Annotated in this window: 16 protein-coding genes and 1 tRNA gene; 6 read left to right on the forward strand and 11 right to left on the reverse strand. The window is 70.6% G+C overall.

All coding sequences use genetic code 11. The features are described from left to right. The first annotated feature begins 80 nt into the window (after positions 1-80). A complete protein-coding gene (locus Q0D57_RS02270) occupies positions 81-908 on the forward strand; it encodes an SDR family NAD(P)-dependent oxidoreductase (RefSeq protein ID WP_291037459.1) in 828 nt (275 codons plus the stop codon). After that, entirely contained in the window at positions 905-2,467 is a 1,563-nt protein-coding gene (locus tag Q0D57_RS02275; protein ID WP_291037462.1) for an FAD-binding oxidoreductase, read from the forward strand. The genes Q0D57_RS02270 and Q0D57_RS02275 overlap by 4 nt, the downstream gene beginning before the upstream one ends. Positions 2,468-2,486: 19 nt before the next feature. Here Q0D57_RS02275 and Q0D57_RS02280 read toward each other — a convergent pair whose 3' ends face one another. From Q0D57_RS02280 to Q0D57_RS02290, 3 genes are all read right to left on the reverse strand, one after another. Beyond that, entirely contained in the window at positions 2,487-4,727 is a 2,241-nt protein-coding gene (locus Q0D57_RS02280; protein ID WP_291037465.1) for a DUF2510 domain-containing protein, read from the reverse strand. A gap of 124 nt (positions 4,728-4,851) precedes the next feature. Continuing rightward, entirely contained in the window at positions 4,852-5,172 is a 321-nt protein-coding gene (locus tag Q0D57_RS02285; protein ID WP_291037468.1) for a hypothetical protein, read from the reverse strand. A 108-nt stretch (positions 5,173-5,280) separates the two neighbouring features. Next, positions 5,281-5,649, reverse strand: a complete 369-nt coding sequence (locus Q0D57_RS02290; RefSeq protein WP_291037470.1) for a VOC family protein — start codon at positions 5,647-5,649, stop codon at positions 5,281-5,283. A gap of 63 nt (positions 5,650-5,712) precedes the next feature. Here Q0D57_RS02290 and Q0D57_RS02295 point away from each other — a divergent pair, with 63 nt between their 5' ends. Then, the gene (locus Q0D57_RS02295) at positions 5,713-6,159 is read left to right on the forward strand and encodes a MarR family transcriptional regulator (protein WP_291037472.1); all 447 of its coding nucleotides are present in this window, start codon (positions 5,713-5,715) and stop codon (positions 6,157-6,159) included. Positions 6,160-6,459: 300 nt separating this feature from the next. Here Q0D57_RS02295 and Q0D57_RS02300 read toward each other — a convergent pair. The 6 genes from Q0D57_RS02300 to galU form a co-directional block, all read right to left on the reverse strand. After that, a tRNA-Ala gene (locus tag Q0D57_RS02300) sits at positions 6,460-6,535 on the reverse strand. A gap of 31 nt (positions 6,536-6,566) precedes the next feature. Further along, positions 6,567-7,943, reverse strand: coding sequence for an acyltransferase (locus Q0D57_RS02305; RefSeq protein ID WP_291037474.1), 1,377 nt, complete (start codon positions 7,941-7,943; stop codon positions 6,567-6,569). Between the two features lie 89 nt (positions 7,944-8,032). After that, positions 8,033-8,302 (reverse strand): Rho termination factor N-terminal domain-containing protein, encoded by a 270-nt coding sequence (locus Q0D57_RS02310; RefSeq protein WP_291037477.1) that lies wholly within the window; start codon positions 8,300-8,302, stop codon positions 8,033-8,035. Between the two features lie 41 nt (positions 8,303-8,343). Further along, positions 8,344-9,255: a hypothetical protein gene (locus Q0D57_RS02315; RefSeq protein ID WP_291037480.1), complete on the reverse strand. Its 912-nt coding sequence runs from the start codon at positions 9,253-9,255 to the stop codon at positions 8,344-8,346. A gap of 86 nt (positions 9,256-9,341) precedes the next feature. Then, positions 9,342-9,995 (reverse strand): GNAT family protein, encoded by a 654-nt coding sequence (locus Q0D57_RS02320; protein WP_291037483.1) that lies wholly within the window; start codon positions 9,993-9,995, stop codon positions 9,342-9,344. Positions 9,996-10,008: 13 nt separating this feature from the next. Beyond that, positions 10,009-10,899 carry a UTP--glucose-1-phosphate uridylyltransferase GalU gene (gene galU, locus Q0D57_RS02325; protein ID WP_291037489.1) on the reverse strand — a complete coding sequence of 297 codons (891 nt, stop codon included), beginning with the start codon at positions 10,897-10,899 and terminating at the stop codon, positions 10,009-10,011. A gap of 25 nt (positions 10,900-10,924) precedes the next feature. Between galU and Q0D57_RS02330 the strand changes: the two genes are divergently transcribed. From Q0D57_RS02330 to mscL, 3 genes are read left to right on the forward strand one after another with little or no spacing between them, the layout of a single operon-like run. After that, positions 10,925-11,506, forward strand: a complete 582-nt coding sequence (locus Q0D57_RS02330; protein WP_291037492.1) for a 5-formyltetrahydrofolate cyclo-ligase — start codon at positions 10,925-10,927, stop codon at positions 11,504-11,506. 38 nt (positions 11,507-11,544) lie between these two features. Continuing rightward, positions 11,545-11,886, forward strand: a complete 342-nt coding sequence (locus Q0D57_RS02335) for an FmdB family zinc ribbon protein (protein ID WP_291037495.1) — start codon at positions 11,545-11,547, stop codon at positions 11,884-11,886. A 10-nt stretch (positions 11,887-11,896) separates the two neighbouring features. Next, positions 11,897-12,355 carry a large conductance mechanosensitive channel protein MscL gene (gene mscL / locus Q0D57_RS02340; protein ID WP_291037497.1) on the forward strand — a complete coding sequence of 153 codons (459 nt, stop codon included), beginning with the start codon at positions 11,897-11,899 and terminating at the stop codon, positions 12,353-12,355. Here the strand turns inward: mscL and Q0D57_RS02345 are convergent, their stop codons facing one another. Both Q0D57_RS02345 and Q0D57_RS02350 read right to left on the reverse strand, forming a co-directional pair. Continuing rightward, positions 12,356-12,556: a hypothetical protein gene (locus Q0D57_RS02345; protein ID WP_291037500.1), complete on the reverse strand. Its 201-nt coding sequence runs from the start codon at positions 12,554-12,556 to the stop codon at positions 12,356-12,358. It lies immediately after the preceding gene. Positions 12,557-12,582: 26 nt separating this feature from the next. Continuing rightward, positions 12,583-16,275 carry an AAA family ATPase gene (locus tag Q0D57_RS02350; RefSeq protein WP_291037563.1) on the reverse strand — a complete coding sequence of 1,231 codons (3,693 nt, stop codon included), beginning with the start codon at positions 16,273-16,275 and terminating at the stop codon, positions 12,583-12,585. Between the last annotated feature and the right edge of the window lie 48 nt (positions 16,276-16,323).

Below are 16,323 nucleotides of genomic sequence, written 5' to 3' on the forward strand. Positions count from 1 at the left end.
GCGATGGCACGCATCCGCGGCACGCACCGGATGCGACGGGCACGCATCCGCAGCACGCACCGGATGGCGGGGGCCGCCGCATGACGCGGATCGAGGGCGCCGTCGCGGTGGTGACGGGCGGCGCATCCGGAATCGGGCGCGGCATCGCCGAGCAGCTGATCTCCGAGGGTGCGGAGGTGGTGATCGCCGACGTGCAGCGGGACGTCTGCGAGGCCACCGCGGCCGAGATCGGTGCGGTCGGGATGCACGTCGACGTCACGAGCGCCGAGAGCGTCGACTCGCTCGCCACGGCGACGCTCGATCGGTTCGGCCGCGTCGACATCGTGGTGAACAACGCCGGCATCGGCCCGCTCGCCCGCGTCGCCGACCTCACGCTCGCCGACTGGCGGTGGATGATCGACGTCAACCTCTGGGGCGTCGTGCACGGCGTCACGACCTTCCTCCCCCTGCTCCGCGCGAACGAGCGCGGCGGCCACATCGTCAACACCGCCTCCAACGCGATGTTCTCGATCAACCCGGGGCTCGGCGCCTACTCGGCCACCAAGTTCGCCGTCGCGGCCCTCACCGAGACGATGGCCGTGGAGCTCGCCGAGGAGGGCTCCGACGTGCACGTCACGATCCTCACCCCCGGGCCCGTGCGCACGAACATCAAGGCGAGCTCCCGCAACCGCCCCGCCGGCCTCGAGGGCGGACTCACCGACGTCGACATCTCGCACGACCCCGCCTACAGCGGCCTGCGCTGGATCGACCCGATCGACGCGGGCCGCATCACCACCCGCGCCATCCGCGGCGACGAGCTCTACGCCATCACCCACCCCGAGCTGTGGGAGGCGGTCGGCGCCCGCCACGACGCCATCCGCGCCGCCTTCGACCGCCACCCCGCCCCGACGACGAAGGAGTCGCCATGACCATCACCACCCCCGGGTTCACCCTCACCGCCGAGACCGTCCGCCGCCTCGTGGCGGTCGTCGGCGACGACGCCGTGCACCTCGAGGACGCCGACCGCGACCAGTACCGCGACCCCTACTGGTACCAGGGCGACCGCACCTACGACTCCTCCGCCGTGGTCTACCCCACGAGCACCGAGCAGGTGCAGCAGATCGTGCGCATCGCGAGCGACGCGGGCGTGCCGATCTGGACGAGCTCGCAGGGCCGCAACAACGGCTACGGCGGCCCGTCGCCCCGGGTGAAGGGCTCGATCCTGCTGAGCTTCCGGCGCATGGACAAGGTGCTCGAGATCAACCGGGAGCTCGCCTACGCGGTGGTCGAGCCGGGCGTCCGCTGGTTCGACCTCGTCGACGCGCTCGAGGCCTCGGGCAACGAGGACCTCATCGTGAGCATCCCCGACATCGGCTGGGGCTCCGTGGTGGGGAACACGCTCGACTCGGGCGGCACGTACCTCCCCTACGGCATGGACTTCCAGGCCGCCACGGGCATGGAGGTCGTGCTCGCGAACGGCGAGCTGCTCCGCACCGGCATGGGCGGCGTGCCCGGCAACAAGTCGTGGCACCTCTACAAGCGCGGTCTCGGCCCCGTGCTCGATCCGCTCTTCGTGCAGTCGAACTACGGCATCGTCACCCGGATGGGCTACTGGCTCATGCGCCGCCCCGAGGCCTACGCCCCGCTCTATCTCACCATCCCGCGGGGCGACCAGCTCGAGCAGGCGGTCGACATCATCCGGGAGCTCCGCCTCAGTGGCGTGCTCCGCGGCGTGCCGTGCTTCTACAACATCGTCTCGCTGGCGTGGCAGTTCCCCGAGCTCGGCGAGTATCTCGGCGGCAAGGGCGCCCTCAGCGAGGAGCAGCTGCAGGAGCTCGCTGACAGCTCGGGCCTCGGTCGTTGGGGGTTCCGCGCCGCGCTCTGGGGAGACGGACCCGTGGTGGAGCATCAGCTCGCGAAGATCACGGAGGCCTGGAGCGCCCTCGAGGGCTCCCGGATCGTGCACGACCGCACCTTCACGAAAGACGAGTGGGGGCCGTTCGAGAGCTTCACCGAGAAGGTGCACGCGGGAGTCCCGACCATGGACATGATGAACGCGGTGCCCGACGGCATCGGCCACCTCGCGTTCTCACCCGTCATCCCGCTCGTGGGCAAGGAGGTCGCGGAGTTCGAGCGGCTCGCGAGCGAGTTCATCCGCGAGAACCTCGACGAGAACCTCTCGGCCGGCGTGATCGTCACGAACGAGCGCTCGCTCATCTTCATCTGCAACCTGAGCCTCGTGCTCGACGACGAGGCCCAGGTGCGGCGGGCTCGCGACACCCTCAAGAAGATGGTCGAGCACTTCGGCACGCTCGGCTACGGCGAGTACCGGGCGCACATCGACATCATGGATCTCGCCTCCGACCAGTTCTCGTTCGGCGACCACTCCTACCGGCGCTTCTGCGAAGCTATCAAGGACGCCGTCGACCCGAAGGGCATCCTCTCCCCCGGGCGCCACGGCATCTGGCCCGCCGCCTACCGCGAGTGAGCGACGGAGGCGACGGGCGCTACGGCGTCGCGTAGCCCGCGATCCGCAGGTCCGCCATCCACTGGGTGTCCTCGGCGCGTGCCGCCTGGTCGACGAACTCGCCGTCGGTGATGAGGAGGTACGCCGACGGGTCGGATCCGTCGTTCCAGGTGGGGTCGACCGCCAGCCACTGCCCGTCGATCTGCACCTTGTTCCAGGCGTGCCCACCGCCGTCGAAGACGTCGCCGGTCACGACCACGCTCTCGACGCCCGCCTCGTCGAGCAGCGCCTTGTAGGCCGCCGCGTAGCTCGCGCAGACCCCGACGTTGCCGTTCTCGGAGAGCAGCACGCCGCTCGGGTCCCAGGCGTGCTCGAAGCCGTCGGGGTAGCTCAAGAAGGAGGCCTCGAAGGCCGGGGTGTCGTACTCCGCCGTGTCGACGAGCCAGCTGTTGAGGGCCGTCGCCTTCTCGGCGTCGCTCATCCCGTCGGTCACGACGGACTGCACGGCGGCCGCCGTCGCCTTCTCGACCTCGGCCTGCAGGCGCGTGGTCTCGTCGGGGTCGTTGGCGTAGGTGACGTAGACGACCGCGTCGCGGACGGAGTAGCCGCGGTAGCCGAGCACGTAGGGGTTCTGGTAGACCGCCTCGCCCATCGCGTCGTCGAGCTCCGGCATGCCAGGCGCGTCCTGGAACTCCGAGATGTCGATGGCGTCCTCGCGGGCGACGAGGTTGGCTGCGAGGTACTCGGTGAAGTCGTTGCTGCCGTAGACGGGGTAGTCGACCTCGGGCGCGACCGTCGAGGGCGTGTACTGGTCGAAGTCCGCGTCGACCGCTTCGGCCACGAGGGTGATCTCCGGCATCCCGGTCGTCGGCGCCTCGGCGGCGACGCGCGCGTTGTAGGCGGCGATCTGCGCATCGACGCTCGCCCGATCGGGCGCGTTCAGCCGCACCGGCCAGCTCAGCGCCGTGCCTTTCCCGATCAGGGCGAGGCGCCAGGAGGTCTCGTCGCCCGGCGTGACCATCTCGGGGTCGATGTAGCCGGCGGTCTGCCTCGTCGCGCCGTCGAGCGACGTGAAGAGGAACCGGGTGGGGATCTGGTCGAGCGAGTCGACCCACTGACCGTTCGGGAACTGCTGCTCCTTCGCGTCGAGCGGGATCTCCTTCGGCAGCGACGCGGCGACCGCCTCGGCGTCGGTCGAGTTGGTCGAGGAGAACTGGGAGCCGTCGGTCGCGACCACGGCGTACTCGTACTCGCTCGTGTCGTTGTCGAGCGGGTTGACCGTGCCGCTGGATCCGGCGTCGGCGAGCTGTGCGGCGCTCCAGAGCGCGTAGGTCTCGAGACCCTCGTTCTGGGCGAGCTCGACCTCGACCTCCTCCCCCGAGAACGGGTCGAGGAGCGGAGGAGACCATGTCGTCTCGGTCGTGGTGCCCACGATGTCGACGCTCCGGCGATCCCCGTCCCACGACGAGACGGTCACGAGGTACTCGGTCGCACCGTCGACGGGATCCCAGCTCACCTGCAGCGTGCCGTTCTCGTCGGCCGTGTAGACCGCTTCGGGCGCCTCGAGGGGGCGCTCGATGGTGAACGGGTGCACGATGGGCTTCTCGAGCGGCTCGCCCGAACGGTCGAGCTTCTGCACGAGGAAGTACTCCTCGTTGAGGCCCCAGAAGAATCCGCCGTCCGGGTTGAACTCGAACTCGCGCTCGAGGCTCTCGTCGTAGCCGAGGCCGGTGCCGGTGTAGAAGCGCCCGGTCGACAGCGCGTCGGGCGAGACGTCGATCTCGCCCTTCCACTGGAAGGCGGAGAGGTCGGCGTGCTTCGTCAGCGCCGCGTCGGTGAACACCTCGAAGGCGAAGCTGTTGTCGTACTCGTCGCCGTTCTCGCGCGCCATCGCCTCGAGGTCGTAGTCGGCGGGGAAGGTGAAGGTGTGGTCGGGCTCGACGTCTTCGAGCAGGGGCGCGTAGGCGTAGGCCCAGCCCTCCTCGGTCACGAGCTTCGGGCCGGTCAGCGCCGGGATGCCCCACACGAAGAGCGCGGTCACGCCCACGGCGAGCGCCGCGCCACCGGCGACCAGGCCGATGACGAGGCCCCGACGCTTCTTCTCGGGGCGCTGCGGGCCGCCCGACCCACCACCCGTCGCGGCGTTCACCTGCGGCGCCGCCGCGGGGGCGAGCGGATGCACGTGCTCGGTCCAGCGCTCACCGTCCCAGTAGCGCTGCTGGTTCGCCACGGCCGGATCCGGGTACCAGCCTGCAGGGGTCGTGGGGGCGGCGTCCGTCATCGTCGTCCTGTTTTCTCGCGGGACCGCGGCCATCGGCGCGGTGAACTGACACGTGTCGATCAACGATATCCCGCTTCGCGAGCGCCGCAGCACCCACGGCTCGCCCGCGGGTTCGCCCCCTCGGTCAGCCCGCCGGGCGCTGCGCGGATTCGGACGGCTCCGCGACGAGCACGAGCTCGCCGCGGTCGGCCGATTCCGAGAGCATCGAGAGCCACGCGCGGTTGAGGCCGGGCGGGCGGCCGCCGTAGAAGTCGAACTCCAGGGGGATGTGCGGCGAGAGCCAGATCGTGCTCCGCCCGCTCCCCTGCTGCTTGTCCTTCTCCCAGGAGAGCCCGAAGGTCTCTCCGCGCCGGAGCTTCGTGATGACCACCACCTTCAGGTGGGCCAGGGTGCGGTCGTCGATCTCGAGCTCGCGCTGGTGCGTTCCGTAGAGCAGTTTTCCCATCGGTGGTGTCTTTCGGGTCGGGTGCGTCTCGCTGCCCTCGGGCATCCTCAGCATTCGAAGCGCCCGCGGTCTCCGGATTGCCCGGCCCGCGCCGACCCGGGAGCGCGACTACGCGCGGTCGTGCAGGGTGATGCGGTAGCCGTCGGGGTCGGCGAAGGTGAACGTGCGGCCGAAGGGGCCGTCGATCGGAGCGGCGACGATGGTGTGGCCGTCCGCCGCCAGCGTGTCGTGGATCTCCTGCACGTCGGTGGCGTGCAGCCAGATCGCCGCGCCGATGCCGGGCTGCCCGGCGGCGTCGAGGTCGGTGCCGGGAACGAGGTCGCGGAGGGCGAAGGCGATCGGCGCAGTCTCGAACACGACGGCGTGGGGCGGGCCCGCCTTCGAGCGGACGAGGCCGAGGTAGTGCTCGTAGAAGGCCTGGGAGGCGTCGAGGTCGCGGGTCTGCAGGGAGATGAAGTCGGGGCCGGTGACGGGCACGGTGTTCCTTTCGGTCGGTGTGTCAGTTAGCTGACACGGATCAACCTATGTCAGAATACTGACATGAGTCAAGACGACGCCGGAATCGACCTCGACACCTCGCTCGGCTACCTCCTCAAGGAGGCCTCGAGCGCTCTCCGCGCCGCCATGGAGGGCGTGCTCCGCCCCCTGGGCATGACCATCACGCACTACTCCTGCCTCGAACTGCTCTCCCAGCGCCCCGGCCTGTCCAACTCCGAGCTGGCGCGCGGCACCTTCGTCACCCGACAGTCGATGAACGTCCTGCTGCAGGCTCTGGAACGGGACGGGCAGGTCACCCGCCCCGCCGAGGCCCCCGCCGGGAAGGTGCTCCCCACCCGCCTGACCGCCAAGGGCCGCCGCAGCCTGCAGTCCGCCACCGCGGCGGTGCGCTCGGTGGAGGTGCGCATGCTCCAGGGCCTGACTCACGCCGAGCAGGCCGCGGCCCGCACGGCACTCCGCAGCATGGTCGCGTCGCTCAGGGCCGACTAGCCGAGCGGATCGGCCGAGCTCCGGTCAGCTCGATCCGCGCCGCACGAGCTCGATCGGGACCGGCGTCATCGCCTCGACGTGCTCTCCCCGGATGAGCCGCTCGAGCGTGGCCACCATCGTGGCCCCCTTGCCCGCGGTGTGCAGGTCGTGGGGCCGCCACACCCTCCCGCACAGTCACTCCTGGTAGCGCCACCTGCGCCAAGACCGCGGTTTTCGCGCGGAACGCGCTACCCGGATTCCGCGACGACGGCGGTGACGCGAAGAACCCCCGGGATCGCATCGATCCCGGGGGTTCCGTGGTGGTGGAGCTAAGGGGATTCGAACCCCTGACCTTCTCATTGCGAACGAGACGCGCTACCAACTGCGCCATAGCCCCGCCGCCGCATCGCTGCGACAACTCAGACAGTTTACGACGAAACCGCCGACGAACGCGAACCGGCCGGAGCGCCCCGCCCCGATCCGCTCTTCCACCTGCCGAGCAGCAGGATCGACACCCCCAGCAGGATGCTGCCGCCCACCGCGATCGGCAGGTCCATGAAGTACTCCATCACCGCGAACGGCGGCAGGAACGCGAGCACCGTGGCGATCGCCACCACCGCGGGCGGCGGCGTCGGCTCCACCTCGCGCGGCGCCTCCCAGCGCCCCACGAGGAACGACAGCCCGAACACCCCGGCCATCACGAGGAGGAACATGACCGGCCGGGTCCACCACCACGCGAGGCTCGCCGGCTCCGGGCTCGCGTAGGGCACGAGCAGCGCGATGCCCGAGAGGATGAGGATGACGGGCAGGTGCCACAGGTAGATGGTCATCAGCCGCGTGCCCACGAGGAACACGACGGCCCGGGCGGCGTGCGTGTTCATGAGCCGCGCGAGCGCCGGCCGCAGCAGGCGCAGGATGCACGCCTGCGCCACCGCGAGCGCGATCAGCGGCACGGTGGGCGGGTTGAGGTTCGTGAGCATGTCGTCGGAGTACGGGCCCCACACCGTCAGCGGCACGAGCGACGCGTAGGCGACGATCGGGATCGCCACGAGCACGTACCAGCGCCGCGCGTCGAACCAGCCGTCGGCGTAGAAGAAGCCGATCTGCTGCACGAGCAGCCAGACGAAGAAGAGGTTGGCCAGCCCGATCATCTCGATGCCGGTCGAGTAGCGCAGCGCATCGACCGCCACCGCCCCCGCGAACAGCACCGCGAGCGTCGCCTTCGGCGCCCTCGCGTGCCACGACACCATGAGGGGCACGAGCGCCTGGCACAGCGTGTAGGCCGCGAGGAACCACAGCGGCGACGCCGCACCCTCCACCGCGAGGTCGACGAGCTGCGGCTCGATCCCCAGCAGGCGCGCCCCACCGATCACGACCACGTAGAAGACGAACAGCGGCAGCGCCGGCTGCGCGAGTCGCAGCACGCGGTTGCGCACGTAGTCCGAGGCGGTACCGCCCCGCCGGGTGAGACTCCGCCACGCCGTGATCGACGCGAATCCGCCCACCACGAAGAACAGCGGCATGATCTGCCCCGCCCAGGTCACGGGGGCGAACCACCACTGGCTCTCGAGCGGCCTCGACACCTCGACCTGCCCGTCGGCGCCGAAGCCGACACCCACCATCAGCAAATGGATGACCACCACGAGCAGCACGCAGAACACGCGCGCGAGGTCGAGCGTGAGGTCGCGCTTGGAGATGTCGATGGCCGAGGCTCCGCGCGCACCGCCCGGGCCCGGTCGCCCGGCCTTGGGCCGAGCGGCAGGCGCGGCAGCGGGGGCGCGTGGGGTGACTCCGGCGTCGCTCATGCAGTCATCCTAGGTCGGCGACCCATCGCCGCCGGGGCATGGACACGCGAGCAGGCGCCGACGTGCACACCACCGGCCCCACCGCACCCCTAAGAGTCGCGCAGTGCCGAGACCAGCTCCGACTTCTTCTTCTTCGAGTAGCCCGTGAGCCCGATCTCCTTGGCCCGCTTCTTCAGCTCGGGCACGGTCCAGTCGTCGTACGAGCCCGACTCCCCGCCCTTCTTCCCCACGTTCCCGCGGCCCCTGGCAGCGGCGGCGTTCGAGATGCGGGCGGCCTTCTGCTTGGAGTCGCCCTCGTCGCGGAGCTCCTCGTAGAGCTCGGGATCCTTCAGCTGCGGCGGCGTCTTCTTGCCTGGCATGATGCGCTCCTTTCACGGATGCGCATGACCGTACGCCGAAATCAGCCGGCCCGCCTCCGGGCGAGCACCGAGTCGAGGTCGAGGTGCGGCTCGGTGTCGGCGTCGACGATGCCCATGCGCGCGAAGCGCGACGGAGCAGGAGCGGGCGCGGGCGCCTGGGCGGCCGGCGCCACCGGGAGCTCGGCCACGGTGGCACGCTCGGCGTCGAGCCGGGCTCGGAGCGCCGCCTCGTCGGCCGCTGCCGCAGCACGCAGCACCTCCGCCTCGTCGGGACCGTCCTCGAGCCCGAGCGGCGCGGAGGCCGTGCGCGACATGTACAGCGGGCGCGGGATGGCGACGGGAGTCCAGCCGTCCGTCGCCTGCTCATCCTCGACCTCGGGCTCCTCGGCCTCGACCGGTTCGGAGACGCCCTGCACGGGACGGTCCTCCCCCACATCGTGGATCACGAACACCTGCGCCGTGGGCGCCTCGGGCCGCGGCAGTCTCAGCCGGCGCCCCGCCTTCGAGAGCTTCACCAGCACGGCCACGCTCACACCCGACGCGATCACCCCGCCGATCAGGATGATCCAGGCCCCGGTGTAGACGGCCTGCATCCCGCCGAGCACGGCGACGGCCACCGACAGCAGCAGCACCACGGAGGTCCCGGCACGAGACCTCCTGAGCCGATCGGCCGTGCGCACGGCGGCGGGCACCACCGAGAGCTCGCGCTCGACGGCCCGGTGCTTCAGGATGCGCTCCTGCTCGGCGATGGCGCGGGCGTTGGCCTCCACGCGCACCTCCTGCGGCAGCTCTGCCGTCTCGGCGAGGATGCGGAGGGTCTGCTGCAGCCGCACCGCGTTGCGCTCGGTCGCGAGGTACTGACGGCTGCGGAACCACGACGGCAGCAGGTACGCGAGCCACAGGACCGCGGCGAGCGCGATGATGAAGCCACCGCTCAGCCAGTCCGTCGTCATGGCTCTACGGTAGGGGCGAGCGGGCACGCCGCCCCCGCATGAGGGGCGCGTGTCGGATGCTTCGCCGGGAAGCGCTCAGCGGATGCTCAGCGGGGCTGCACGGGGAGCTGCCGGGTGGCCGCGATCCGGTCGCTCTCGGGCACGGTGCCGTCGCCGATCGGCACCTGCCCCTCCTGCCACCGCCGCAGCACGCCCACGGGCAGCTCCTCGCGCACGAGCGCGAAGCAGAAGTGGTCGCGCCAGTCGCCGTTGATGTGGATGTAGCGGCGCCGGAGCCCCTCGTAGCGGTAGCCGAGCTTCTCGACCACGCGCAGGCTCGGCCCGTTCTCGGGGCGGATGCAGATCTCGATCCGGTGCAGCCCCACCGAGTAGAAGCAGTAGTCGGTCGCGAGCGCCACACCGATGGGCGTGATGTTCTTGCCCGCGAACCGCTCCGACACCCAGTAGCCGATCGACGCGGAGCCCACCGAGCCGTAGCTGATCGACGACACGTTCAGCTGCCCCGCCAGCTCCCCGTCGTACTCGAGCACGAAGGGCAGGCCGAGGCCGGCGCGCGCGTTCGCCTGCAACGAGCGGATGCTCGCGCGGGTGTCGAACGACATCGGCCCCTGCGGGTTCGTGGCCTCCCATTTGCGGAGCCACGTGCGGTTCTCGATCAGCTCCCGCTCGAGGGGCTTGGCGTCGCGCACCCGGATGGGTCTGGCCGTCACCGGCCCCTCGACGAGCGTGGGAACGAACATGGTGCGGAGACCCCTACAGGCCCTTGACGAACTCCTGCAGCCACGGGCGGAGGTCGGGCCCGAGGTCCTGACGGTCGCTCGCCAGCTGCACGATGGCCTTGATGTAGTCGAGCTTGTCGCCGGTGTCGTAGCGGCGGCCGCCGAAGACGACGCCGTAGACGCCGCCCGCGATCTCGTCGTCGCCCGCGAGGGTGAGCAGCGCATCCGTCAGCTGGATCTCGTTGCCCTTGCCGGGAGGCGTGTTCTCGAGGATGTCGAACACCTCGGGCATGAGCACGTAGCGGCCGATGACGGCGAGGTTGGAGGGAGCGGTGCCCTTGTCGGGCTTCTCGATGAGGCCCGTGACCTTCACGACGTCGTCTTCGTCGGTCTGCTCGACCGAGGCCACACCGTAGAGGTGGGTCATGGAGGGGTCGACCTCCATGAGGGCGATCACCGTGGCGGTGCGCGACTGCTGCACCTCGAGCATGCGCTTCAGCAGCGGGTCGCGGGCGTCGATGATGTCGTCGCCGAGCAGCACGGCGAAGGGCTCGTGGCCGACGTGCATGCGGGAGCGGAGCACGGCGTGGCCGAGGCCGAGCGGATCGCCCTGGCGCACGTAGTGCATCTCGGCGAGGGCGGTCGACTCGTTGACGACGCGGAGCATGTCGCCCTTGCCCTTCTGCTGAAGGGTCGACTCGAGCTCGTACACCCGGTCGAAGTGGTTCTCGATGGCCGCCTTGTTGCGGCCGGTCACGACGAGCACGTCGTTGAGCCCCGCGTCGACGGCCTCCTCCACCACGTACTGGATGGCCGGCTTGTCGACGACCGGGAGCATCTCCTTCGGCATCGCCTTCGTCGCGGGCAGGAAGCGTGTGCCGAGTCCGGCGGCCGGAATTACGGCTTTCGTTAATTGTGTCCCCATGATGCTCCCAGCGTATCCTGCTGGCATGCCTACGGATGAGTCCAACGACAAGCGGGCTCTCCGCGCCGAGCTCCGCGAGCGCCGCCGCACGAGGCCGGCCCACGTGGTCGACGCGGCCAACGCGGGATTCACCGCGAACCTCATCGCTCTCGCCTCCGAGACCAGGGCGCGCACCATCTCGGCGTACCTCTCCACCTCCTTCGAGCCGGACACCAGGCAGTTCCTGAACTGGGCCCTCGCCGACGGGCGGCGGGTGCTGCTCCCGATCGCCAGGCAGGACGGCCTGCTCGACTGGGCCGAGGGCGACGGCGAGACCGAGACCGAGGGCCTCTACGGCCTGCCGGAGCCCGTGGGCGGCATCCTGGGGCCCATCGCCATCAACGACGCCGACCTCATCCTCATCCCCGCCTCGGCGGTCGACACCCAGGGCACCCGCATGGGCTGGGGCCGTGGCTACTTCGACCGCACGCTCGGCTCCATGGAGAACCGCCCGCCCGTGTTCGCGGTGGTCTTCGATGATGAGATCCTTGACCAGGTGCCGCGTGAGCTCCACGACGCCCCCGTCGACGGGGTCGTCACCCCCACGAGGATCATCCGCTTCTCGTGACCCGCGACCCGCACCGCCCCTAGTCCCCCGGAGAACCCGTGCCCACCTACTCCTACCGCTGCACCGAGTGCGACAACGCCTTCGACATCCAGCAGGCCTTCACCGACGACACCCTCACCGAGTGCCCCGTCTGCGGCGGCAAGCTGCGCAAGGTCTTCAGCCCCGTGGGCGTGACCTTCAACGGATCGGGCTTCTACCGCACCGACTCGCGCGCCAAGACGCCGTCCGGCTCGTCGGGCTCGTCCGGTTCATCCAGCTCGTCGGGCGACGGATCGGGTTCGTCGTCGTCCTCCAGCTCCTCCAGCTCCTCCTCGAGCGCCCCGTCGTCGAGCCCCGCCCCCAGCGCGCCGTCCTCCTCCCCCGCGAAGAGCACCCCGTAGGCTTGTCGGCATGATCAAGGGATTCAAGGAGTTCATCCTCCGCGGCAATGTCATCGACCTGGCCGTGGCGGTCGTCATCGGAGCGGCCTTCACCGGTGTGGTGAACGCCGTCGTGAACAACATCTTCAACCCCCTGATCGCGGCTATCTTCAAGGCCAGCGACCTCGACAACGTGGCGGTCTGGACCCTCAACGGCTCCGACATCCGCTTCGGCGCGGTGCTCGGTGCCCTGATCCAGTTCCTGCTCGTGGCCGTGGTCGTGTACTTCGTCTTCGTGCTGCCGATCAACCACCTCAAGAAGGCCGCCTTCGCCCTCAAGAAGACTCCCGCGGAGTCGCTCGAGGAGAAGAACGAGGAGCTGCCCCCCACCGAGACCGAGCTGCTCATCCAGATCCGCGACCTGCTCGCGAACGAGCGCGCCGCCGCGGCGGGTGAACCGCCGGCGAGCGGTCACGCCCCCAAGCACTAGTCACCAGTGGGGCGGCACGTCCCGCTTCAGCCGGTCGTCGTTGGGCCCCGCCGTCGCCGAGGGCGGTCGGTCGCCCCACGACTCGTCGGTGTCCTCCGCCGCGCGCACGGGTGCGCCCTCCGGGGCCGCCTGCGGCCTGGGATCGCTGCCGGGCACGGGGTCGGTGGAGACCCGGCGCCGGCCGGTCTTGCGCACGCTCATGCGAAGGATCCTAAGACGAGACGGCCCTAGAACGAGATCGGCTGGGTCTCGACGAGCGCCAGCTCCCGCACACCGAGCACGTTCGCGATCCTCGCGGCCACGGCCTCGGGGTTCGTGAAGAGCTCGAACGAGTGCACGCGGAGGTAGTGCCAGCCGAGCCTGCGCAGCATGTCGGGCCGGAGCCGGAGCGACTCGCGGAGCGACGTGGAGTGCACCACCGCATCCGTCTCGATCGCGATCGCGCGGCCGTCGTGCGAGGCCACGAGCGTGAGCTTGCCGCGGTGCTCGAAGGCCACGTCGAGGCCGCGGGCGCCGAGGCGGCGGGCGAGGTCGATCAGCAGGGCGTCTCCGGGCGAGGAGAACGTGTCGGGGGTGGGGCCCGACTCGGCCTCCTGCAGGATCTGGCGGAGCGCGACGACGCCGAAGTTCATCCGGTCCTCGTCGATGTCGGCCGGCGTGAAGCAGCTGACGATGTCCATGGATCGGCGGGCCCTCGTCATCCCGACCGCGAGCAGCCGCTCGCCTCCGGGGCGGGCGAGCCCGCCGAAGTTCGTGAGCACGCGGCCGTGGGCCGTCTTGCCGTAGCCGACCGAGAAGATCACCCGGTCGCGACTCTGCGCCACCGACTGCTCGAGCGTGGCCACCATGAACGGCTCGGCGCGCTCCTTGAGCACGAAGTCCGCGAGGTCGCTGCGCTTGGCGAAGGCCGCGAGCACCGCCTGCTGCACGCGCACGGCGTGCTTGGGCGACGCGGTGATGACCATGAGCGATTCGCGCGGGTAGTTGATGGCGTGGTCGAGCACGAGCGAGACGACCTCGTCGACCTCGGCGTCGACGGATTCGACGGCTCCGGTCTCGGAGTCGGGCATGCCACCGCGGCCCTCGACGTAGTGCAGGGCGAGGCTGCCGTGGCCGAGGAAGGTGCCGGCCCACGGGAGCGAGTCGATCTTGCCGCCGTAGAAGCGGTGGTTGACGAGCTCGGCGAGGTCCTCGCCGCCCGCGCGGTAGCTGCGGGTGAGCGAGAGGGTCGGCACGAGGTCGGCGAGGCGCGCGAGCGCGGAGTCTGAGTGCAGCTCGTCGACGAGGGAGGCGTCGTCGCGCGATCGGGTGCGCTGGTCGTCGACCGGGCGGATGGCGACCTCGAAGTGCGAGGGCGTCTGCGTCACCGGGTCGCCGAACGCGACGACCTGGCGGGCGCGGCGGATGGCGCCGACGTTCTCGGCGAGGGTCGTGGCGCCGGCGTCGACGAGCACGACCGTGTCGAAGGTGATGGCATCCGTGATCTGCGAGACCTCGTAGGGCGAGGCGAGCCAGACCGGTGCGAGCACCTTGCCGAGGTGCGGTGCCGCCTCGTGCAGTGAGAACGACGACACCCCGTCGCCGCGCAGCAGCTGCTTGAGGGCCGTGGCCTCCATCGGGTGGTCGAGGATGCCGACGCTCCACGTCTCGGCGAGCTGCCACGCGAGCAGCTGGCCGTTCATCGAGGCGTGCGCCTCGTCGACGAGCCGGAAGTCGCCCTCGAGCCGGTCGAGCACGCCCGTGTTGGCGCCGAGGAGGGCGCGGTCGTTCGCGAGCATGAGCTCGAGCACCGACTGCCACCAGGCGAGCTCGAGCTCGTCGGGCACGGCGTGCTCGGGCACGTGACGGTTCGAGAGATCGACGAGCAGCGGATCGAGCGAGTGCTCGCGCAGCGAGTCGAGCAGCTCGGTGCGCTCCTGCAGGTTGGCGAGCACCTCGGACTCGGCGGCGAGACCCTCGATCATGCCGATGAGCTGGTCGATCGGCAGCGAGCCGAGCTGCTTCGAGGTGCCGACGGTGCCGAGCGGAAGGTCGAGCTGCGCGAGGTCTTCGGTGACGCGCTGGAACGCCATCTGCACCTCGTTGATGCCGACGGGGATCTCCGGCGGGATGCCGGCGGCGGCGAAGCGGTACCAGAGGGTGCGCTGCTGCTGGATGCGGCGGAGCGACTCGTTGATGTCGCCGATGTGCACGCCGGGGCGCACGTACTCCTTGGCGAGCGACTTGAGCCGCCTGCGCGAGGTCGACGACATCTGCGGGGCGTCGCGGCGCGGGGAGGTGGCGGCGATGAGGTCGGTGAGCGAGCGGTCGAAGACCACGGGCAGGAACTTGTCGAGCGTCTCGCGGAGGTCGGCGAGCAGGCGCAGGTAGGTGCCGAGCTCGGTGAGCGAGGTGAACGGCCGCATGCGGGTCTGGCCGATGAGGTCGTAGGCGCCCGTGAGGAGCTTCGGCAGGTCGGAGTTGTTGAGCCGCTTCGCGAGGGCGTGCGCACGGTGGGCGTCGTCGCCCGAGGAGAACTGGGCGCCGTACCAGGGCGAGTCGTCGGGCCCGTAGCGGAACTGGCCGAGCTCGGCGGCGCGGGAGAGCGTCTTGGCGGCCTTCTGGCGGCCGGAGGCGAGCGACTCGAGCGCGGGGCGGTCGAGCCGGGCGGTGGTCGCCGGCGGGTTCGGGAGCAGGGCGAGGCGGGCGAGCTCGCGCAGCGCATCGAGCACCGAGACCTTCAGCAGCGGGTCGACCCGCGACATCGAGGTGCGGTAGTCGAGCAGCACGCTGCGGAGGCGCACGAGCGCCTCGTCGACGTCGGCCACCCGGGGCTGCGTGGCCTTCTCATTGCGGCCGATCGACTGGATCAGGTCGCGGCGGAGTGTGCGCGGCGAGACCGCGACGCCCGGGAGCCCCACGTCGGAGAGGCGGCGGTTGATGCCGCCGAGACTGAGGCGGCGCGGGCTCACCACGAGCACGCGCTTGTTCTGGGCCACGAGCGCACCGATCGCGTTCACGATGGTCTGGGTGCCACCGGTGCCCGGGAGGGTCTTCACCACGAGCGAGTTGCCGCCCGCGATCTGCGCGATCACGTTCTCCTGCTCGCCGTCGGCGTCGAGGAGGAGCGTGTCGGTGGAGGGGGCGCGGTGGTCCTGGGGCGACGGGTCGACGGGGTGGTAGCCGTCCTGCACCCCACGACGGGAGGTGAGGTTGCCGGCGAGCGCGTCGAGCACCGGATGCGCGAGGTCGCCGCTGTCGGCCGTCATGTCGCTCGCGACGTCGGCGAACGAGGAGACCACGAGGCGCGGGTGCACCTGGAACCAGGCCAGGTGCGAGGTGAGACTGCGGAGGCGGTCGATGACCGGCTGCGGCTTGAAGACGCCGTTGGAGGCGGCGAGCGCCACGAGCGACTCGCGGTCGAGCGTGATCTGGAACTGCTCCTGCAGGCGGCGCGCGAGCACGGGGTTCACGAAGGGGGCGCCCCGGAGCTTGAGCTCGAAGTCGCGGCCGTAGCGGCGCACCGAGATGGGGCGGAGGAGCACGGGGGCGCGGAACGACTGCTCGGCACCGGGCTCGCCGTCTGCCCCAGGAGCAGCGCCGGGTGCGGTGCCGCGCCACTCGGCGAGGCCGATGGCGAGGTGCACGGAGTCGATGCCGCGCACCGACCGCAGCTCCACGCCCTTGTCGGTGATGGCGCCGGCGGCGATGCGCGCGTTCCGGAGCGCGAGCTCGTCGCGGATGAGGCTCGACAGCAGGGTGGAGTTGCCGGTGATGAACTGGGCGAGACCGCCGGGGTGCGTGGTGCTCAGCTCGATGCGCGAGCGGGGCGAGTCGTCGAAGGCGATGAGGGGTGAAGGGCCGCCGATCGCGGCGATCTCGGCACGCCAGGCGTCGCGCGTCGGCTCCACCAGGCTGTCGGTGCTGTAGACCTGGCCCACCTGGCCACCGCCCTGGCCGTTCCGCCCCCAGGCCGACTCCACGGGGTC

Origin of the sequence: Herbiconiux sp. (genome assembly GCF_023264895.1) — a bacterium.
Classification (GTDB): Bacteria; Actinomycetota; Actinomycetes; order Actinomycetales; family Microbacteriaceae; genus Herbiconiux.